The sequence below is a fragment of the Gryllotalpicola sp. genome (genome assembly GCF_027352875.1).
Lineage (GTDB): Bacteria > Actinomycetota > Actinomycetes > Actinomycetales > Microbacteriaceae > Gryllotalpicola.
Genome location: NZ_DAIEII010000021.1, coordinates 77,738 through 96,755, shown reverse-complemented (window position 1 = coordinate 96,755; position 19,018 = coordinate 77,738). Strand labels below are relative to the sequence as shown.

General features: G+C 70.1%; 21 protein-coding genes. 10 read left to right on the top strand and 11 right to left on the bottom strand.

What is annotated here, in order from left to right:
* Nucleotides 1-9: 9 nt before the first annotated feature.
* From M7D61_RS03055 to M7D61_RS03030, 6 genes are all read right to left on the bottom strand, one after another.
* Entirely contained in the window at nt 10-804 is a 795-nt protein-coding gene (locus tag M7D61_RS03055; protein ID WP_298227478.1) for an ATP-binding cassette domain-containing protein, read from the bottom strand.
* The gene (locus M7D61_RS03050; RefSeq protein ID WP_298227476.1) at nt 801-1,655 is read right to left on the bottom strand and encodes an ABC transporter ATP-binding protein; all 855 of its coding nucleotides are present in this window, start codon (nt 1,653-1,655) and stop codon (nt 801-803) included. The genes M7D61_RS03055 and M7D61_RS03050 overlap by 4 nt, the downstream gene beginning before the upstream one ends.
* Nucleotides 1,652-2,563: an ABC transporter permease gene (locus M7D61_RS03045; protein WP_298227475.1), complete on the bottom strand. Its 912-nt coding sequence runs from the start codon at nt 2,561-2,563 to the stop codon at nt 1,652-1,654. Before M7D61_RS03045 ends, M7D61_RS03050 begins: the two co-directional genes overlap by 4 nt.
* Nucleotides 2,560-3,522, bottom strand: coding sequence for an ABC transporter permease (locus tag M7D61_RS03040; RefSeq protein WP_298227473.1), 963 nt, complete (start codon nt 3,520-3,522; stop codon nt 2,560-2,562). Before M7D61_RS03040 ends, M7D61_RS03045 begins: the two co-directional genes overlap by 4 nt.
* Nucleotides 3,523-3,526: 4 nt before the next feature.
* Complete coding sequence (locus tag M7D61_RS03035) at nt 3,527-5,029, bottom strand: ABC transporter substrate-binding protein (protein WP_298227471.1); 1,503 nt, start codon at nt 5,027-5,029, stop codon at nt 3,527-3,529.
* Nucleotides 5,030-5,114: 85 nt separating this feature from the next.
* Nucleotides 5,115-6,443 (bottom strand): O-acetylhomoserine aminocarboxypropyltransferase/cysteine synthase family protein, encoded by a 1,329-nt coding sequence (locus M7D61_RS03030; protein ID WP_298227469.1) that lies wholly within the window; start codon nt 6,441-6,443, stop codon nt 5,115-5,117.
* A gap of 87 nt (nt 6,444-6,530) precedes the next feature.
* On the opposite strand from M7D61_RS03030, the gene M7D61_RS03025 reads away from it, so the two are divergent.
* Nucleotides 6,531-7,277 (top strand): tyrosine-protein phosphatase, encoded by a 747-nt coding sequence (locus M7D61_RS03025; protein WP_298227466.1) that lies wholly within the window; start codon nt 6,531-6,533, stop codon nt 7,275-7,277.
* On the opposite strand, the gene M7D61_RS03020 is transcribed toward M7D61_RS03025, so the two are convergent.
* Nucleotides 7,249-8,139: an alpha/beta hydrolase gene (locus tag M7D61_RS03020; protein WP_298227464.1), complete on the bottom strand. Its 891-nt coding sequence runs from the start codon at nt 8,137-8,139 to the stop codon at nt 7,249-7,251. The genes M7D61_RS03025 and M7D61_RS03020 overlap by 29 nt on opposite strands.
* An 82-nt stretch (nt 8,140-8,221) precedes the next feature.
* Here M7D61_RS03020 and M7D61_RS03015 point away from each other — a divergent pair, with 82 nt between their 5' ends.
* Both M7D61_RS03015 and mgrA read left to right on the top strand, forming a co-directional pair.
* A complete protein-coding gene (locus M7D61_RS03015) occupies nt 8,222-9,097 on the top strand; it encodes an LLM class F420-dependent oxidoreductase (protein WP_298227462.1) in 876 nt (291 codons plus the stop codon).
* Nucleotides 9,094-10,125 (top strand): L-glyceraldehyde 3-phosphate reductase, encoded by a 1,032-nt coding sequence (gene mgrA / locus M7D61_RS03010; protein ID WP_298227459.1) that lies wholly within the window; start codon nt 9,094-9,096, stop codon nt 10,123-10,125. The genes M7D61_RS03015 and mgrA overlap by 4 nt, the downstream gene beginning before the upstream one ends.
* A gap of 160 nt (nt 10,126-10,285) precedes the next feature.
* Here the strand turns inward: mgrA and ybaK are convergent, their stop codons facing one another.
* Nucleotides 10,286-10,774, bottom strand: coding sequence for a Cys-tRNA(Pro) deacylase (gene ybaK, locus M7D61_RS03005; protein ID WP_298227457.1), 489 nt, complete (start codon nt 10,772-10,774; stop codon nt 10,286-10,288).
* Between the two features lie 35 nt (nt 10,775-10,809).
* Between ybaK and M7D61_RS03000 the strand changes: the two genes are divergently transcribed.
* The gene (locus M7D61_RS03000; protein ID WP_298227455.1) at nt 10,810-11,325 is read left to right on the top strand and encodes an NUDIX hydrolase; all 516 of its coding nucleotides are present in this window, start codon (nt 10,810-10,812) and stop codon (nt 11,323-11,325) included.
* Here the strand turns inward: M7D61_RS03000 and M7D61_RS02995 are convergent.
* Together M7D61_RS02995 and M7D61_RS02990 are read right to left on the bottom strand one after the other, a co-directional pair.
* A complete protein-coding gene (locus tag M7D61_RS02995) occupies nt 11,322-11,798 on the bottom strand; it encodes a hypothetical protein (RefSeq protein WP_298227452.1) in 477 nt (158 codons plus the stop codon). The genes M7D61_RS03000 and M7D61_RS02995 overlap by 4 nt on opposite strands.
* A gap of 9 nt (nt 11,799-11,807) precedes the next feature.
* On the bottom strand, nt 11,808-12,647 hold the full coding sequence (locus M7D61_RS02990) for a DUF1295 domain-containing protein (protein WP_298227450.1): 840 nt from the start codon (nt 12,645-12,647) through the stop codon (nt 11,808-11,810).
* A gap of 173 nt (nt 12,648-12,820) precedes the next feature.
* Between M7D61_RS02990 and M7D61_RS02985 the strand changes: the two genes are divergently transcribed.
* The 3 genes from M7D61_RS02985 (at nt 12,821) to M7D61_RS02975 (ending at nt 14,581) form a co-directional block, all read left to right on the top strand.
* The gene (locus tag M7D61_RS02985) at nt 12,821-13,192 is read left to right on the top strand and encodes an FHA domain-containing protein (RefSeq protein ID WP_298227504.1); all 372 of its coding nucleotides are present in this window, start codon (nt 12,821-12,823) and stop codon (nt 13,190-13,192) included.
* On the top strand, nt 13,192-13,884 hold the full coding sequence (locus tag M7D61_RS02980) for a MerR family transcriptional regulator (RefSeq protein ID WP_298227448.1): 693 nt from the start codon (nt 13,192-13,194) through the stop codon (nt 13,882-13,884). Before M7D61_RS02985 ends, M7D61_RS02980 begins: the two co-directional genes overlap by 1 nt.
* A 145-nt stretch (nt 13,885-14,029) precedes the next feature.
* The gene (locus M7D61_RS02975; RefSeq protein ID WP_298227446.1) at nt 14,030-14,581 is read left to right on the top strand and encodes a MerR family transcriptional regulator; all 552 of its coding nucleotides are present in this window, start codon (nt 14,030-14,032) and stop codon (nt 14,579-14,581) included.
* A gap of 32 nt (nt 14,582-14,613) precedes the next feature.
* Here M7D61_RS02975 and M7D61_RS02970 read toward each other — a convergent pair whose 3' ends face one another.
* Nucleotides 14,614-15,417: a ParA family protein gene (locus tag M7D61_RS02970; protein WP_298227444.1), complete on the bottom strand. Its 804-nt coding sequence runs from the start codon at nt 15,415-15,417 to the stop codon at nt 14,614-14,616.
* 64 nt (nt 15,418-15,481) lie between these two features.
* Between M7D61_RS02970 and M7D61_RS02965 the strand changes: the two genes are divergently transcribed.
* From M7D61_RS02965 to M7D61_RS02955, 3 genes are all read left to right on the top strand, one after another.
* Nucleotides 15,482-16,966 carry a MinD/ParA family protein gene (locus M7D61_RS02965; RefSeq protein WP_298227441.1) on the top strand — a complete coding sequence of 495 codons (1,485 nt, stop codon included), beginning with the start codon at nt 15,482-15,484 and terminating at the stop codon, nt 16,964-16,966.
* Between the two features lie 4 nt (nt 16,967-16,970).
* Complete coding sequence (locus M7D61_RS02960; RefSeq protein ID WP_298227439.1) at nt 16,971-17,462, top strand: peptide deformylase; 492 nt, start codon at nt 16,971-16,973, stop codon at nt 17,460-17,462.
* 162 nt (nt 17,463-17,624) lie between these two features.
* The gene (locus tag M7D61_RS02955) at nt 17,625-19,016 is read left to right on the top strand and encodes a class II 3-deoxy-7-phosphoheptulonate synthase (protein ID WP_298227437.1); all 1,392 of its coding nucleotides are present in this window, start codon (nt 17,625-17,627) and stop codon (nt 19,014-19,016) included.
* Nucleotides 19,017-19,018: the final 2 nt, after the last annotated feature.

Below are 19,018 nucleotides of genomic sequence, written 5' to 3'. Positions count from 1 at the left end.
CTTTCGAAATCAGCGCCGGCGGCGGCCGTCGAGGCGGGGCACCGCCGACAGTAGCGCGCGGGTGTACTCGTGCTCAGGAGCGATGAGGACCCGCTGCGACGGGCCGTCTTCGACGATCTCGCCGTCGTGCATGACGATGACGCGGCGGGCGAAGTGCTGCACCAGGCCGATGTCGTGCGAGACCAGGATCATCGAAAGGCCGAGGTCGCGGTGCAGCTCGCGGAGCAATTCGACAACCTGGGCGCGCACGGTGACGTCGAGGGCGCTGAGCGGCTCGTCGCCGATGAGCAGCTTCGGGCCGTGCACGATGGCCCGTGCGAGGGCGACGCGCTGGCGCTGGCCGCCGGAGAGCTCGTGCGGGTACCGCGTCGACAGCTCCGCGGCGAGCCCCACCCGTTCGAGCACCTCGGCGACCATGGCGCGGTGGTCGCCGTCGATGCCGAGCGCGCGCAGTGGCTCGATGACGCTGCGCCACACCGGCATGCGCGGGTCGAGCGAGGCATAGGGGTCCTGCAGCACGATGCCCGTCTCGCGGCGCAGCCAGCGCAGCGACGCGGCCGAGCCGGGCGCCACGCGGCGGCCCTCGAACTCGACCGATCCCGAGGTGGGGGAGTCGAGGGCGAGGATGAGCCGCACGAGCGTGGACTTGCCCGAGCCGGATTCCCCGATGATGGCGAGCGTGTCGCCGTCCGCCATCTCGAAGCTGACCCCTGCGAGCGCCCGCTTGACCTCGGCCGGGCCGAAGAGCGTGCGCCTCGGCAGCACATGGTCGCGGACGAGGCCGGTCACCGTCAGCAGTGTCATGACAGCCCGCCTTCGGCGGCGGGTTCCGCGCGACGATCCGCGGGATCGCCGCCTCCGAGTGGAATCCGCGCATCGAAGCTCGTGAGCCGCGCCGCGGCGACGAGCCCCGCGGTGACCTCGTGCTGAGGGTGGTCGAGGATGCCCGCGACGGTGCCGCGCTCGACTGCGCGGCCGTTCGCGAGCACGAGCACGGAATCGGCCACCTGGGCGAGCACGCCGAGGTCGTGGGTCACGAAGACGAGCGCGGTGCCGGATTCGCTGACGAGGTCGTTGAAGAGTTCGAGGATTCCGGCCTGGATCGTCACGTCGAGCGCGGTCGTCGGCTCGTCGGCGAGCAGCACGCTGGGCGAGGCGGCGAGGGCGATGCCGATGCCGACGCGCTGGCGCTGCCCGCCCGAGAGCTGGTGCGGGTAGCGCTCGACGATGCGGCTCGGATCGGGAAGCTTGACGAGCGAAGCGAGGCGCACCGCTTGGCGGGCGCGCTCGTCGTGGTCGCGCCGGCCGACGATGCCGTGCAGCAGCAGAGGCTCGACGAGCTGGTTGCCGATGGTGCGCATCGGGTTGAGCGCCGTCTGCGGGTCTTGGAAGACCGATCCGATCCGGCGGCCGCGGATGCGCGCGAGCTCCTTCTCGGCCAGGCCCAGCAGCTCGACCCCGTCGAGGCGGACGCTGCCGGTCCAGGTGGCGCGCTCGGGGAGCAATCCGGGGATCGCGAGCGTCGTCAGCGACTTGCCCGAGCCGGATTCCCCGATGATGCCGAACCGCTCGCCCGGCGCGACCGAGAATGACACCGCGTCGACGACGACGCGCTCGCCGAAGCGGATGGTGAGGTCGGAGATCTCCAGGCTCACGGGGTCGCCGCCTTTCGGCGGCGCCTGCTCGAGCGACGGTCCATCGGACCGTCGCTCCCGGCGAGCAGCCGGGGGTCCGTCGCCTCGCGCAGGGCATCCCCGAAGAGGTTGAACCCGAGCACGGTGAGGCCGATCGCGACGCCCGGCCACACCGCGGTCAGCGGGTAGAGGGTGATGTAGTTCTGCAGGTCGTGCAGCATGCGGCCCCACGAGGCGGTGCCCGGGTCGGCGCCGTAGCCGAGGAATGACAGGCCGGCCTCCGAGAGGATCGCCACCCCGGCGGCGAGAGACAGCTGCACGATGAACACCGGCGCGATGTTGGGGAAGATGTGGTCGACGAGGTTCCGCCACGGCCCGACCCCTGCGGCGCGCGCGGCGAGCACGTAGTCGGTGCGCGCCACCCGGCGGATCTCGCCGCGCGAGACTCGGGCGATGTTGACGCCGAATCCGATGCCGACGGCGATGACGACGTTGACGAGCGAGGGGCCGAGGACCGCGGTGAGCATGACGGCGATGAGCAGCACTGGGAACGCGATGAGGATGTCGACGATGACGGCGATAGTCTCGCGCAGCCATCGGCCGGTCAGCGCCCCGAGCGCGGCGAGGGCGATGCCGACGACGGTGGCGACGACGGAGGAGCCGGCGGCGACGAGCAGCGTGGTGCGCGAGCCGAGGAAGAGGTAGCTGAAGATGTCCTTGCCGACCGCGTCGGTGCCGAGGAGGTGCGCGAGGCTCGGGCCGAGCCAGGGGTGGAACGGGTCGGCGTAGAACGGGTCGACGGGCGTCCAGAAGCTCGAGACGACCGCGGAGGCCACCAGCAGGATGATGACGATCGAGCCGAAGATGCCGGCCGGTCGCCGCCGCAGTTCGCGCAGCCAGGCCGGGCCCTGAGTCCGTCGAGGGGTCATTCGAGGTCCCCGTCCGCCTGCCGCTCGCGCGGGTCGACGAGGCGGTGCACGACGTCGACGACGAAGCCGACGACGAGGATGAGCGCGGTGATGACGAGCAGCTCGCCCTGCACCTTGACGAGGTCGCGATTGCCGACATCGTCGACGAGCGCCTTGCCGAGGCCGGGCAGCTGGAACACCACCTCGACGAGCACGGCGCCGACGAGCAGCGCGGCGAGCTGGATGCCGAGCACCGACACCACCGAGAGGATGACGTTCGGCAGGCCGTGCGTCACGAGCGCGCGGGTCCGCGTCATGCCCTTCGCCGCCGCGGTGCGCACGAAGTCCTGGCTCATCGCCTCGAGCGCCGCGGAGCGCGTGAAGCGCAGCAGCACGGCGCCCTCGACGAGAGCGATGGACAGCGCCGGCAGGATGAGCGAGTCGAATGCGCGCCGCGGGTTCGCCCAGCCCGCATTGGGGAACCCCTGCACCGGCAGCCAGCGCAGGTACAGCCCGACGCCGACGGCGAGCAGCATTCCGATGAACACGATCGGGATCGCTGCGACCGCCTGGGCTGCGGCGGAGATGGCGAAGCCGCTGAAGCGCCGGTGGCGCACCGCCGACACGACGCCGAGGGGGATTCCGATGGCGAGGCCGAACACGAGCGACAGGCCTGCGAGGGGCAGGGTGACGGTGAGGGCCCGGCCGATGTCGTCGGCCACCGGCACGCCGGTGAGCAGCGACTGCCCGAGGTCGCCGTGGAGCAGTCCCGCCACCCAGTCGCCGAACTGGACCAGCACCGGCTGGTCCAGTCCGAGCGATCTGCGGATGTGGGCGATCTGCTCCGGTGTGGCCTGGGTTCCGCCGATCGTGAGGGCTACGTCACCCGGGAGCACCCGGAGGGTGAAGAAGATCAGGATCGCGGCGACCGCAAGCCCCACCAGGAGCAGCAGCGCCCGAGTGGCGAGAAAGCGGGTCACGAACTCACTGTCCGCCGAGGACCGAGATGTTCGCCAGGTTGAGCCGGTTGTTGGTGTTGTTCACCGGCAGGCCCTTGAGCGAGGTGCTCACCACGTTGAGCACGACGCCCTGGTACAGCCACTCCGCCGCGGCGTCGTTCGACACGATGGCGGCGGCCTGCGAGAGATACTTCGCCTCGTCGCCCTCGGTCGTCGACGCGAGTGCCTGGTGATACCGCGACTGCACCTGAGCGTTGTCGTAGTGGAAGTAGTACTTCGGGTTCGTCCACAGCGTGCCGAAGTCGTGCGACTCGACGTGGTCGACGATGCTCAGCTGGTAGTTGCCGGCGATGAACACCTGCGACAGCCAGGTGTTGAAGTCGACCTGCTTGACGGTGAGCTTGACGCCCACCGCGTTGAGCTCGCTGGTGAGGATGTCGGAGATCGTCGTGCCGTACGGAGTGGGGATCGTCAGCGTGAGCCTGGTCACTCCCGCCGCGGCGAACTTCGCCTTGGCGTCGGCCGCGTTGTAGGCGTCGACCGAGGTGAGGTCCTGGTATCCCGGGTCCCCGGTGGGGATCGGACCGCCGAGCGGGAGGCCGGCGCCGCCGACCGCCGCGATGATCGCCTTGGGGTCGATCGCCTCGCGGATGGCGGTGCGCACGTCCTTCTTGCTCAGCGTCGGGTCGGTGTTGTTGAAGCCCAGCGTCCACTTGTCGGTGGAGTCGCCCTGGACGATGGCGAGGTTCTGAGCGCCGGCGAACTTGGCCTTCTGGGTGGGGTCGACGGGCAGCAGCGCCTGGAGATCGCCCGAGAGGGCTGCGTTCGCCGCGGTCGCGGTGTCGGCGTAGTAGTGGAAGACGATCTCCTTCACCTGCGCCTTCGTGCCCCAGTAGTTGTCGTTGCGGTCGAGGGTGAGGCTGGTGTTGGCCTGGAAGCCGGCGACCGTGTACGGGCCGGTGCCGAGCGCGGTCGTCTTGAGGTCGTTCGTCGCGCCCTTCTCGAGCACGATGCCCGCGCGGCCGGCGAGCGCCCACAGCGTCTCGATGTTCGGCTTGTCGAGCTTGACCTCGACGGTGCCGACGTCGGGTGCGGTGACCGAGGCGACGTCCGCGAGACCGGACGCATCCACGTAGGTCGTCTTGTTCTTGGTGGCATCCTGCAGCGAGCTCACGACGTCGTCGGCGGTCAGCGCGTGGCCGTCGCTGAACGTCACGCCGGAGTTGAGCGTGAAATCGTAGGTGAGGCCGTCGGGGGAGATCGTGTAGCTCTTGGCGATGTCGCGGACGATCTTGCCGCTGTCGTCGAGGGTGACGAGGCCCTGGTACACGTTGTCGAGCAGCGCCTGGTTGAGGGCCGCGCCGGCGGTGGTGCGGATGTCGAGGTCGGTCGGGGCGAGGACGAGCCCGAGGTTCACGGTCGCGTCGGTGTTGACGGGGGTGGGGGTGGAGCCGCCGGTGCACGCGGCGAGCGTCACAGCCGAGACTGTGGCGAGACCCGCGGCGAGCAGTATCTTCGAGGTGCGCATTGCTGTGTTCTTCTTCTCTCTCAGACGGATGGATTGCGAATGGTGCGCGGTGGCGTGGGGGTGCTCAGCCGATAGTCTCCGCTGATTACGGTCGGACCGCTCGCGCGGCCGCGAAGCCGCGTTCGAGGTCTGCGATGAGGTCGTCGGCGTCTTCGATGCCGACCGACAGGCGGATGAGTCCCTCGCCGATGCCGGTGGCGGCGCGCTGCTCGGGGGTCTGCGAAGAGTTCGTCGTCGACGCCGGGTGGATGACGAGCGATCGCACGTCCCCGATGTTGGCGAGGTGGCTGAACAGCTTGACCCCTCCGATGAACGCCTTCCCGGCCTCAAGGCCGCCGACGAGGTTGAAGGAGAACACGCTGCCGGCGCCCTTGGGCAGGTACTTCGCGGCGAGCCCGGCCGACGGGTGCCCGGCGGCGAGCGGATGGTTGACGAGCTCGACCTGCGGGTGGCTCTCGAGGTAGCGCACGATCCGCTCGGTGTTGGCCACGTGCTGGCGCAGGCGCAGGCTCAGCGTCTCGATGCCCTGGATGAGCAGGAACGAGTTGAACGCCGAGAGGGTGGGGCCATAGTCGCGCAGCAGCAGCGAGCGCAGGCGCAGCAGGTAGCCGAGGCCCTGGCCGTGGAAGCGCTCCCAGTAGCCGATCTCACCGTGGCCGGGGTCGACGGAGTGCAGTCCCGGCCATTTGGCGGGCTCGGCTCCGAAGTCGAACGCGCCCGAGTCGACGACGACGCCGCCGAGCACCGTGCCGTGTCCGGTGAGGAACTTCGTCGTCGAATGCACGACGATGTCGGCGCCGAAGTCGATGGGGCGCAGCAGGTAGGGAGTGGCGAGCGTGTTGTCGATGATGAGCGGCACGCCGGCGTCGTCGTGTGCGACGCGGGCGACCGTCTCGATGTCGAGCACGCGGGCGAGCGGGTTGGCGATCGACTCGGCGAAGAAGGCCCTGGTGTTCGGGCGGATGGCGGCACGCCACGCCTCGGGGTCGTCGATGTCGGTGACGATGGTGTGCTCGATGCCGAGCTCGGGGAAGCGCTGCGTGACGAGGCTCGTCGTGCCGCCGTAGACCTGGCCGGAGAGCACGACGTGATCGCCGGCGCGCACGATGTTGAGCAGGGCGAGGGTGGTCGCGGCCTGGCCGCTGGCGACGGCGACAGCACCGACGCCGCCCTCGAGCGCGGCGATCCGGCGCTCGGCCGCTGCGGTCGTCGGGTTGCCGGTGCGCGAGTAGCTGTTGACGGTGAGATCCTCGAGGAGGAACGACGCAGCCGCCGTGTCGACGCTCTCGTAGACGTAGCTCGTCGTCGCGAAGATCGGCACCGCCCGCGCCCGGGTGGCGGGGTCGGGGAAGGCGCCCGCGTGCACCTGAAGGGTGTCGAAGGACCAGCCCGATTCGAGAGACTCGTCGCTCATCGGAATCGACGCTAGTCGGCCGATGAACGGCGTGCGAACCCGGCGTAACACAGAGTGCGCATGCGCATGACCCCATAATCTGAGGGCATGAGCGAACCCGAGCGGCTGGTGCCCCTGGCCGGCACGTACAACCTGCGCGATGTGGGCGGCTACCGGGCTGCGGGCGGCGGCACGACTCGCTGGGGGAAGCTGTACCGCTCCGACTCCCTCCATGCGCTGACGGATGCGGATGTTGCGGAGCTCGCGCGCCGCGGCGTCAAGCGCGTCATCGACCTCCGCAGCGACGATGAGGCCGACTTCTCACCTTCCCGTCTCGACGCGCTCGACGCCGAGATCATCCGCAATCCGCTGCTGTCCGGGCCGACGAGCGATTACATCGCCAGGGACGCCGCGCTCGCCGAACTCTACTCCGACATCGTCGAGCGCGAGGGGGACCGGCTCATCGCCGCGATCCGCCATATTGCGGGCTCCGGGGATGATCCCGTCATCGTGCACTGCACGGCGGGCAAGGACCGCACCGGCCTCGTCGTCGCGCTCGCGCTCGACCTCGTCGGCGTCGACCGCGCCGAGATCATCGCCGACTACGCCGAGACTGAGAAGAACCTGCCCGCGCCGCTGCTCGATCAGATCGTGGAGCGGCTGCGCGCGCGGCATGTGCTCGAGAACCCGGTGAATCTCGACGCGCTGGTGCGTCTCAGCCCCGCCGCCGAGCTCGAGCGGGTGTTCGCCTCGATCGAGGCGCAGTACGGCTCGACGCGCGAGTACGCGCTCGCGCACGGCCTCACCGACGCCGACGTCGACGGGCTCAGGCGAGCCCTGATAGAAACCCACTGATCGCCGCCGCCAGCCCCACCGGGTCCTGCTCCTGCACGTTGTGCCCGGTGGCGAGTTCGACGACGATCGCCCGCGGCACCTTCTCGCGGAACTCCTCGACGACCTCCGGGGCGAGGTACCCGGTCGCACCGCGCACCAGCAGCACGGGCACGTCCGCCTCGGTGAGCCCCGGCCACAGCAGGGTGAGGTCGCGCAGCCCTGCCGAGCCGAAGGTGCCGTCCTGAGGCGGGTTGCCGAAGTGGTGCTTCCAGATCACGCTCCCGTCGTCGCGCACGCGGGTGTTGAGCTCGACGCCGCGGGCGAGCGTGGCGCGGTCATCGCCGATGCCCGCTGCCAGCGCGCTCTCGACGATGGCCTCGCGGGACGGGAACACCTGCGGCCCGGTGAGGAAGTCGGACACCTGAGCGGCGTCGCCGAGGCGCAGGCCTGGCGAGACATCCACGATGACGAGCGCCGAGACGAGGTCGGGGCGGGTCGCGGCGAGCGCGATGGCACTGAGGCCGCCGAGGGAGTGGCCCACGATCGCCTGCGGCACGCCCGGGGCCACGGCATCGATGACGGCCGCCGCCGCCTCGGCGTTGACGGCGGGCGAATAGTCGAAGTCGTCGCGCCAGGCCGAGTCGCCGTGGCCGGGCAGGTCGAGCGCGATGGCGTCGCGGCCGAGCGCGAGCAACGTCGCGTCCCAGGTGTGCGCGTTGAGGGCAGCGCCGTGCAGCAGCGTCACGGCGGGGGCATCCCCCCACACGAGCGCGCTCACCTCGCCGGATGGCGTCTGCGTCGCCACTCGTCGCACGCTCGGCAGCGGTGCGGTGCGGCCGACCAGGGCGGCCTCGTCGGGAAGGAGGCGGAACTCATCGCTCATGCCTCGATCTTGCCGCGTTCGGGCGCCAGGAGAAGAGCGGCGAACGTCATAGTTCGCCCCAAACCGTGATAGGACGACTTCCATGACGATCCCTGCACTGGGCAAGATCGGCGTCTGGCGGAGCGGGCGCCTGCTCACCCCCGAGCTCGCCCAGCACCTCGAGCGCCTCGGATTCGGCGCCATCTGGATCGGCGGCTCGCCGTCCGCGAACCTCGAGTTCCCCGAGCAGCTCCTCGACGCCACCGAGCGCATCACGATCGCCACGGCGATCGTCAACATCTGGACGTCCGACCCGCTCGACCTCGCCGTCGCCTTCCACCGCGTCGATCAGAAGCACCCCGGCCGTTTCGTGCTGGGCATCGGCGCCGGCCATCCCGAGCAGCTCGGCGGTCGCAGCTACACGCCCTATCAGCGCATGGTCGACTACCTCGACTGGCTCGACCTCGAGCGGGTGCCGCTCGAACAGCGGGTGCTCGCCGCCCTCGGGCCGAGGATGCTGAAGCTCGCCGCCGAGCGCGCGGCCGGCGCGCACCCCTACCTCATGACCGCGGAGTTCGACGCGCGCGCGCGGACGATCCTCGACGAGGCGCGCGGCGAGGGGGAGCGGGCGGCCCTGCTCGTGCCCGAGCAGCGGGTCGTGCTGCGTCAGGACGCCGAGGAAGCGCGGCGGATCGCGCACCCGCACATCGAGCGCTATCTCGCGCTCGCGAACTACACGAAGAACCTCCGCGAGCTCGGCTTCACCGACCAGGACCTCACTGCGCCCGGCAGCGACCACCTCATCGACGAGCTCGTCGTCTACGGGCAGGACGAGGACATCCAGGCGGGCATCCAGGCGCACTTCGACGCGGGCGCCGACCACGTCGCCGTGCAGCTGCTCACCGGGCACGACGATCTCGTCGACATCTCCTTCACGCGCCTCGCCCACATCCTCATGACCACCGCCGAGGAATCGTGAGCTACCAGGCCGCCCCGGACCGCTATGAGGAGCTGCCTTACCGCCGCACCGGCCGCAGCGGCCTGCTGCTGCCGGCCGTGTCGCTCGGGCTCTGGCAGAACTTCGGCGACATCACGCCGCTCGACACCCAGCGCGCCATCCTGCGCCGAGCCTTCGACCTCGGCGTCACGCACTTCGACCTCGCCAACAACTACGGCCCGCCGTACGGCAGCGCCGAGATCAACTTCGGGCGGGTGTTCGCCGAGGATCTCCATCCCTACCGTGACGAGCTCGTCATCTCGACGAAGGCCGGTTATGACATGTGGCCCGGCCCGTACGGCGACTTCGGCTCGCGGAAGTACCTCCTCGCCAGCCTCGACCAGAGCCTGACCCGCATGGGCCTCGACTACGTCGACATCTTCTACTCGCACCGCGCCGACCCCGACACACCGCTGGAGGAGACCATGGGCGCGCTGCACCAGGCCGTCGTCAGCGGCAAAGCGCTCTACGCGGGCATCTCCAGCTACTCGCCCGAGCGCACCCGCGAGGCGAGCCGCATCCTGCGCGAGATGGGCACACCCGTCCTCATCCACCAGCCGTCCTACTCGCTCTTCAACCGCTGGATCGAGGGCGGATTGCTCGATGCGGCCTCCGAGCTCGGCATCGGCGTCATCGCCTTCTCGCCGCTCGCCCAGGGCCTCCTCACCGACCGCTACCTCGGCGGCATCCCCGCGGACTCGCGCGCCGGACGCGGCTCGTCGTCGTGGTCGAGCGGATTCCTTGCTGACGACGTCCTTGCCAAGGTGCGGGGTCTGAACGACATCGCCGCCGCGCGCGGCCAGAGTCTGGCCCAGCTCGCGATCTCGTGGGTGCTGCGCGATGCGCGCGTCACCTCCGCGCTCGTCGGTGCCTCGAGCGTGGCGCAGCTCGAGGCCAATCTCGCCGCCGCAGGCAGGCTCGACTTCGCGCCGGGCGAGCTCGCGGCGATCGATCGGTTCGCCGTCGACGCCGGCATCAACCTCTGGGCTCGCTCCAGCACGATTGTGTAGCCGAGGCGCCGGTAGCGAGTGCGGGCCTCGCCCGCCTGCGCGCGGGCCTGCTTCGCGGCCGCCTTCGGCGGTGCGGATCCCGCCCGACGATCTACCGGATCGTCGCCTCCAGCGACGAGATCCGTGCACGCGCCCGGCCACGCCTGCGCGGCCGCGCTCCCTACCGGCGAAGCGGACTCGTGATCGCAGCCGTCACTCGGACGAGGTCGGCGGGGGAGAGCTCGATGTCTACGCCGCGGCGGCCGCCGGAGACGAGGATCGTCTCGTGCTCGAGCGCGGAGTCGTCGAGCACGGTCGGCAGAGCGGTCTTCTGGCCGATGGGGCTGATGCCGCCGACGATGTAGCCGCTCTTGCGCTCGGCGTCCCTCGGGTCGGCCATCGTGGCGCGCTTGCCGCCGACCGCGGCGGCGAGCGCCTTGAGGTCGAGCATCGCGTCGACGGGCACGATGCCGAGGACGAATCCGACATCCGTCGACGCCATCAGCGTCTTGAAGACACGGCCCGGCTCGACTCCGAGCACCCGGGCGGCTTCGGCGCCGAAGTCGCTCGCGGCCGGGTCGTGCTCGTAGCCGCGCACGGCGAACGCGACCCCGGCCCGCGCGAGCGCGACGATGGCCAGGGTCGGTGCTGCGCCGCTCTTCTTCGCCACAGCTCACAGTCAACCAAACGCGTAGGCTCGGGAGGGTGATCGACCTCCCTCCCGGCCCGCCGCCGAACCTGCACCGCGGCCCGGGTGACGGCTGGGTCATGGGCCCCGACGGGCAGCGGTTCTGGGGCAAGTTCGGCGCGGCCGGGCTGCTGCTCGTGCACCCCGAATCGGGGGTCCTGTTGCAGCACCGCGTCGCGTGGTCGCATTTCGGCGGGACGTGGGGGATTCCGGGCGGCGCACGCCAGCCCGAGGAATCCGCCGCCGCCGGCGCCGTCCGCGAGGCGGTCGAGGAGGCCGGCGTGCCGGCCGAGCTCGTGCGCGTCGACTTCGAGTCCGTGCTCGATCTCGGCTGGTGGAGCTACACGACGGTCGTCGGCCACGTCGCCGACCACTTCGAGCCCGCCGTCACCGACGCCGAATCCCTCGAAGTCCGCTGGGTGTCTATCGCCGAGGTCGATTCGCTGGAACTGCATCCAGGCTTCGCGGATGCCTGGCCCCGTCTTCGCCCCAGCGTCGAGGAGATCAGCCGGCGGTTGGCCGGATCGGCCTAGGCCCGCGCACGGGCGGGAATCTCAGCCGGCTCCGCGAGCCGCAACGCGCCCTTCCACCGCACGAGCGCGCGGACCTGGCGCGAGGGGTCGTCCGCGAGGACCGCCATCGTGTCGTCGGGGACGAGGTAGTTCACCGCGAGGAATGACCGCACCTGCTCGGACTCGTCGTGGGCGAGCGAGCGCAGCACATGGCATGGGGTCGCCTCGTTGCGGGCGACGCAGCCGCGCACGCCCGCGTCGGGATCCGCGGCGAGGGCTGCGAACACGTCGGCCGGCGTGTTGCAGCTTGCCGCCGCCGCCTCGCGGATCTTGGGGTTCGGGTCCGCGGCGAGCAGGCGCAGCCGGTTGAGCTTCGATTCCGTCACCGGAGGAGCGGGATGCAGCGCCGCGACCTCGGCCGGCGTGAGTTGCGACGGCGCAAACCGGCGCATCGCCTCGCGCTGGGCGGGCGTGTTGAACCGGATGCAGGACATGGCGCCAGGCTAACTCCGCCCGCTGTCGTCGGCGGCCTCGACGCGCGTTGCGCGCTTGGGGAACCAGGGCACGAGCGGCCAGATCCGCGCCTGGTACTCGGCGTATTCCGGGTACTTGGCGAGCGACAACTCCTCGGTGAAGCGCGTGGAGCCGAGGAAGAGCACGGTGAGGAGGGCCGCGCCTGCGACCGTCCACTGCCAGAGCGAGCCGGCGGCGACGCATCCGAAGAAGAACAGCAGCCACCACTGCGCCTGCTCGGCGAAGTAGTTGGGATGCCGCGAGACGCTGAACAACCCGGTGGTGACGAAGCGCTCCGCGGGCTCTCGCCCTGCCGCGATCTCCGCCTTCTTCCGATTCTGGAAGTTCCACTGCTGCTGGTCGGCGGCGGTCTCGACGACGAGCGCCGCGAGGAATGCGGCGGCGAGCAGGACATCCCAGGGCGTCAGCGGCGAGCCCGCCTGATAGGCGGTGAACGCCGGCAGCGCGATGAGGAGCAGCAGGATGTTCTGGTAGATGACGATGAAGAAGAGGTTGAACACCGCGAAGGCGCCGCGCGACATCCGCGCGCGCAGCACCGCCCAGCGGTAGTCCTCGCCGCCCGCCCGGTAGCCGCCCTTGCGCGCGAAGTTGAAGGTGAGCCGTGCCCCCCACAGCGTCACGAGCGCGGCCATGAGGTCGAGGCGGGTGTCGGCGAGTCCGGCGAAGCCGGCGAATACCCAGACATAGGCCACGGGCACGATCGACCAGAGCCGGTCGACCCAGGAGTGCTCGCCGGTGACGAGCGAGAGCACCCAGGTGAGGGCGCAGACTCCGAGCAGGATCCAGAGATCGGCTATGAGCGGGGCCATGCCTATGAGCATAGGCAGCGGCGAGGTCATCGGAGCCTCTTCGGGCCTCTTGCCTTTCCTATACTCTGGGTGACACGAGAGGGGATGGCGTGTCCGACGAGCAGCCGCTGCGCGAGCCTGCGCACAGCAACGAAGCGACGACAGCGCGCTTCGGCGACGACTTCCGCGACGCCCTGAACGTCGACGGCAGCGGCATCACCGCCGATGAGCTCGGCGCGATCAACTCGCTTCCCTTCGGCAGCGCACTGCTCATCGTGCGCCGCGGCCCGAACACCGGTGCGCGCTTTCTCCTCGACCATGATGTGACGGCCGCCGGCCGCCACCCCGACGCCGACATCTTTCTCGACGACGTGACGGTTTCGCGCCGCCACGCCGAGTTCGACCGCGTCGGGGCGAGCACGTTCGAGGTGCACGACCTCGGCTCGCTCAACGGCACCTACTACGACGGGGTGCGCGTCGAGTCCGCGGTCCTCGCCGATGGCGCCGAGGTGCAGATCGGCAAGTACCGCTTCACGTTCTACGCCTCGCGGGCCAAGGCGAACTAGTGGCCCGCGTGACCGGGCAGGCGCGGCCTGCGCAATCGCTGTTGAGCATCGGGCAGGTGCTCGCGAAGCTCACCCCGGAGTTCGCCGACCTCAGCCCCTCGAAGCTGCGCTTCCTCGAGGAGCAGGGCCTCGTCTCGCCGTCGCGGACCCCGAGCGGCTACCGCAAGTACGCCCCGGGCGATCTCGAGCGCCTGCGCCTCATCCTCACGATGCAGCGCGACCGTTACCTCCCGCTCAAGGTCATCGGCGACTACCTCGCCGACCTCGACCGCGGGCTCAGCCCGCTCCTACCGGGGCAGGCCGGGCCGAGCGTTCCCGGCATCCTGGCGACCGGCCGCCGCTTCACCCGTGAGGACCTGGTGCGCGAGGCGGGCGCGACTCCGCAGCTGCTCTCTGATGCCGTGACGGCATTGCTCATCCCGGCCGCCGACGTTTTCGGCGAGGACGCGCTCCACGTGCTCGCCTCGCTCGTCGACCTGCAGAGCCGCGGCATCGAGCCGAGGCATCTGCGGGCGCTGCGCGCCGCCGTCGAGCGGGAGGCGGGCCTCATCGAGAGCGCCGTCGCGCCGCTGGTCCGTCGGCGCGACGCCGCGAGCCGTGCCAAGGCCGCAGAGGCGGCGCACGACATCGCTCGCTCGCTCGACGTGGTGCGATCGCAGTTGCTGCGCGCCGCGGTCGAGCGACTCGCCTGAGGACGGAATCCATAACTCTCAGGCTGAGCTTGAGAGTTCGACACGCCGAGAGATCGGATTCGAGCCCATTTCGTTGAGAGGGCCTGCGGCGACGGATAGCCTTAGGGCACACCCGGCGCCGATAGCGATCCCGAGAGGTCACACAGTGAGCGAAGTCAGCAGCACGGGCGGAGAAGACCGCCTCGACCTGCAGTACCTGTTCACCGACGGTCTGCCCGAAATGGACGACCAGGTCGGCTACAAGGGTGCCGTCGCCGCGCGAGCCGTCGGCATCTCGTACCGGCAGCTGGACTACTGGGCGCGCACCGCGCTCGTCGAGCCGACCGTCCGCGCCGCCGCGGGCTCGGGGTCGCAGCGCCTCTATGGCTTCCGCGACGTCGTCGTCCTCAAGCTCGTCAAGCGACTCCTCGACACCGGCATCTCGCTGCAGCAGATCCGCATCGCCGTCGACCAGCTCCGCCTCGCCGGCGTCACCGACCTCGCCGAGACGACCCTCATGAGCGACGGCGCGAGCGTCTACCTCTGCACTTCGAACGCCGAGGTCATCGACCTCCTCAATCAGGGCCAGGGCGTGTTCGGCATCGCCATCGGCCGCGTCCTGCGCGAGGTCGAAGCGAGCCTCGTCGACATCGACGCCTCGCTCGACCCCGAGGACGAACTCGCCGCGCGCCGCGCCGCGCGCAAAGCGGCCGGCTGAGCCGAACCGCCGCAGTCGGGCGCGATGGAAACCTACGCTTGCGCGTCCGCGCCGATCTTCGCGATGCGGATGACGCGGTCGAGGAGCTGGTCGAAGTTGTGCGCCATCTCCTGGGCACTCTCGCCCGGCCAGATGTGCAGCGGTTTCGCGGCGCCCTGCGCCTGCTGCAGCGAGGTGCGCTCCGGCAGCTGCGGTGCGAGCACGAGCGGGCCGAACATGTCGCGCAGCTCCTTGATGCGGAACTGGTGCTCGAGCGACTGAGAGCGCACCCGGTTGACGATGATGCCGAGAGGCTGCAGGCGCGGCACGAGCCCGCGCCGGATCTCCTCGATGGCGCGTAGCGCCCGGTCGGCGGCCGCGACCGAGAAGAGGCCTGGCTCGGTGACGACGGCGACCCGGTCGGATGCCGCCCACGCGGTGCGGGTGAGCGCGTTGAGCGACGGGGCGCAGTCGATGAGCACGAGGTCGTAGTCGTTCTCCAGCAGCACGAGCGCGTCCTCGAGCTTCCAGATGTCACGCACCGAGGGGTGCGGGCCGTCGAAGTTGATGGCCGACGGGCTGCCGATCATGACATCGACGGTGCCGGGCCGCCCCCGCGTCCAGCCGCTCGGTGCGATCGCGGCGCGCACGATCTTCTCCTTCGGGGAGGCGAGCACGTCGGCGACGTTGAGGTGGCCTGCGATCTGGATGTCCATGCCCGTTGAGACGTCCGACTGGGGGTCGAGATCGACGACGAGGACCCGCAGCCCGCGCGCGAAGGCGGCCGAGGCGAGGCCCAGCGTCACGGTCGTTTTGCCGACCCCGCCCTTCAAAGAGCTGACGCTGAGAACATGCACGCAACGAACTTACCCGCGCCTCTTCGCAGGAACCTAAACATCGCCTGGGCGCTAGAGTGCATGGGTGGCAGACACGACCAGCAAGCGCCCCGTGGACTCCTCGGCCGCGCCGACGCGCACGTCGTCACCGGCGTCGCCGGCTGCAGCCGAGGACACCGATCTGAGCCCGGCCGAGGTGGGCGGCGCCGTCTCCGAACCCGACGAGACGGCGGGCGACGAGGTCGTCGCCGACCTCGAAGCGGACCTCGACGTCGACGAGGTCCAGGTCGTCGTCGACCTCCCCGAGGCGCAGCACGAGGCCCCGGAGGACGAGAAGGCCGTCGCGATCGACGACATCCCGGTCGACCCGGGCGAGGTCGTCGCACCGTCGACGCGCTCGGTGACCGTCGTCACCGCGGTCGCCCCCACGTCGGGTCCGACGCCGGTCGAGATCCCCGCGACGGTCGTCGCGACCCCGATCACGGGGCCGACTCCGCTCGCGGCGAACAGCACCGGTCCGCAGCCCGCTTTCAGCACCTCGCGTCGCGACCGCCTCCGCGGCGAGATCTCCGATCAGCCGGAACCGGCCACGATGCTCACCGCCGACCGCATCCTCGACGGCCGCTACCAGAAGAAGAACGAGCCCACCGGCTGGTGGCGCCGCGCGGTCTGGTACCTCACGCTGAAGAACGTCAACCTCGGGGATTCCCCGGCCGAGCGCCACCGCAAGGAGCTCGACCACCGCATCCGCAAGACCTTCGATGGCACGACGCGGTTCGTCCCGATCCTCACCCGCAAGGGCGGCGTCGGCAAGACGACGGTGACGACGCTGCTCGGCATGGCCCTCGCGGACGTGCGCGACGACCGCATCATCGCGATCGATGCCAACCCCGACCGCGGCACGCTGCTCGAGCGCGTGCCGCGCTACACGCGCTTCACGGTGCGCGACGTCGTCGACCGGGCGCCCGGCATCGGCAGCTACACCGACTTCTCGGCGTACGTCTCGCGCGACGAGACCCGCCTCGACGTACTGGCCTCCGACACCGACCCCAACCTCTCCGAGGCGTTCAACGAGAACGACTACAACGTCGTCGCCGACCTCGTGTCGAAGTACTACTCGATCGCCCTCACTGACTGCGGCACCGGCATCGTGCACTCGGTGATGCGGGCGACGCTGCGCCGTGCCGACTCGATCGTCATCGTCTCCGGCGGCTCCGTCGACGAGGCGCGGCTCGCGAGCGAGACGCTCACCTGGCTCGACGCGAACGGCTACGCCGACCTCGTGCGCAACGCGATCGTCGCGATCAACACCGCGACCCACGGCACCAATCTCGTCAAACTCGACGAGATCGAATCGCATTTCCGCTCGCGGGTGCGCGACATCGTGCGGATTCCGTACGACCCGGTGCTCGCCGCCGGCTCCGTTGTTCCCTATCAGCACCTCAGGGCCATCACCAAGGAGGCGGCGCGCCAGCTTGCTGCGCTCGTCGTCGAGGGCCTGCCCGCGACGCGCGAGAAGGCCGTGCCGGCTGCTGTCGACGCGCTGGCCGAGGCGCCCGTCGAGGCCTGAGAGGGTGGCTGTCCGTGCTCTGCGCCTCTTCGGCGACCCTGTGCTGAGGACCGTCTCGGCGCCGATCGAGGTCCTCGACGCCGGCATCCGCTCTCTCGTCGACGATCTCGTCGACACGACGACGCCGCCCGGCCGGGCTGGAGTCGCCGCCCCGCAGATCGGCGTGAATCTGCGCGCCTTCAGCTACAACGTCGACGGCGCGGTGGGTTACCTCCTCAATCCGCGCATCGTCGAACTCGGCGGTGAGCCCGAACTCGTCGGCGAGGGCTGCCTGTCGCTGCCAGGGCTGTGGTTCGAGACGCCGCGCCACCCCTATGCGAAAGCGCTCGGCGTCGACCTCGACGGGAACGAGGTCGAGCTCTCCGGCGAGGGCGTCTTCGCGCAGATGCTGCAGCACGAGGTCGACCACCTCGACGGCCACGTCTATCTCGACCGCCTCGACAAGCCGACCCGCCGCGAGGCGATGAAGGCCGTCCGCGAATCGAGCTGGTTCTAGTTCTGCTGCTGCTCCCTTCTTTCCTTCCGTTTATAGATATATAGAGACCAGTAGTTCGACCCTTCGGGTCAGGTCGGGTGCACTTCTGTCGCACAGGGCAGGAACCCGGCCATGTCCTCCGGCCCGACGCCAGAAGTGCGATGACCGCAGTCGCCCTGCGGAATGCATCCCCGATTAGGCTGGATCCTCGTGGCAATCATCGATCCGGTCATCCCCGCTGATCCCTTCACGCTGGCGGGCCTCGACCACTGGCGCACGCTGCCCATCAAGCAGCAGCCGGTCTGGCCCGACGCGGAGGCTGCGCGCGCCGCCTCCGCCGAGCTCGCCACCTATCCTCCGCTCGTCTTCGCGGGCGAGGTCGACCAGCTGCGCGAGCGGCTCGCCAAGGCGGCGGAGGGCAAGGCCTTCCTGCTGCAGGGCGGCGACTGCGCCGAGACCTTCGCGGGCGCGACCGCCGACCAGATCCGCAACCGCGTCAAGACGGTGCTGCAGATGGCGGTCGTGCTCACCTACGGCGCCTCGGTGCCCGTCATCAAGATGGGCCGCATGGCGGGGCAGTTCGCGAAGCCGCGCTCGAGCGACACCGAGACCCGCGGGGATGTCACCCTGCCCGCCTACCGCGGCGACATCGTCAACGGCTACGACTTCACCCCCGAGTCGCGCCAGGCCGACCCTGCTCGTCTTCTCAAGGGCTACCACACCGCCGCTTCGACCCTCAACCTCATCCGCGCGTTCACGCAGGGCGGCTTCGCCGACCTGCGCGAGGTGCATTCCTGGAACCGGGGCTTCACCGACAACCCGCTGAACCAGCGTTACGAGGGCCTCGCGCATGACATCGACAAGGCCATCCGTTTCATGGAGGCCGCCGGTGCGAACTTCGACGAGATCAAGGCGGTGGAGTTCTATGCGAGCCATGAGGCGCTGCTCATGGACTACGAGCGCCCGCTGACCCGTATCGACTCGCGCACCGGACTGCCGTACGACGTGTCGGCGCACTTCGTGTGGATCGGCGAGCGGACCCGCGACATCGACGGCGCGCACGTCGACTTCCTCTCGCGCGTGCGCAACCCGATCGGCGTCAAGCTCGGCCCCGCGACGACCGCGGACGACATGTTCCGCCTCATCGACAAGCTCGACCCTGCGCGCGAGCCGGGCCGCCTGACCTTCATCACCCGCATGGGCGCCGGAAAGATCCGCGACGTGCTGCCGGGACTGCTCGAGGCCGCCAAGTCTCACGGCGAGACGCCGTTGTGGGTGACGGACCCGATGCACGGCAACGGCCTCACGACGCCCACCGGGTACAAGACGCGCCGCTTCGACGACGTCGTCGACGAGGTGAAGGGATTCTTCGAGTCGCACCGCGCGGTGGGGACGCACGCCGGCGGCATCCACGTCGAGCTCACCGGGGATGACGTGACCGAGTGCCTCGGCGGCTCCGAGATGATCGACGAGGCGACGCTGGCGACGCGCTACGAGTCGCTCTGCGATCCGCGCCTCAACCACATGCAGTCGCTCGAACTGGCGTTCCTCGTCGCGGAGGAGCTCGGCCGGTAGAC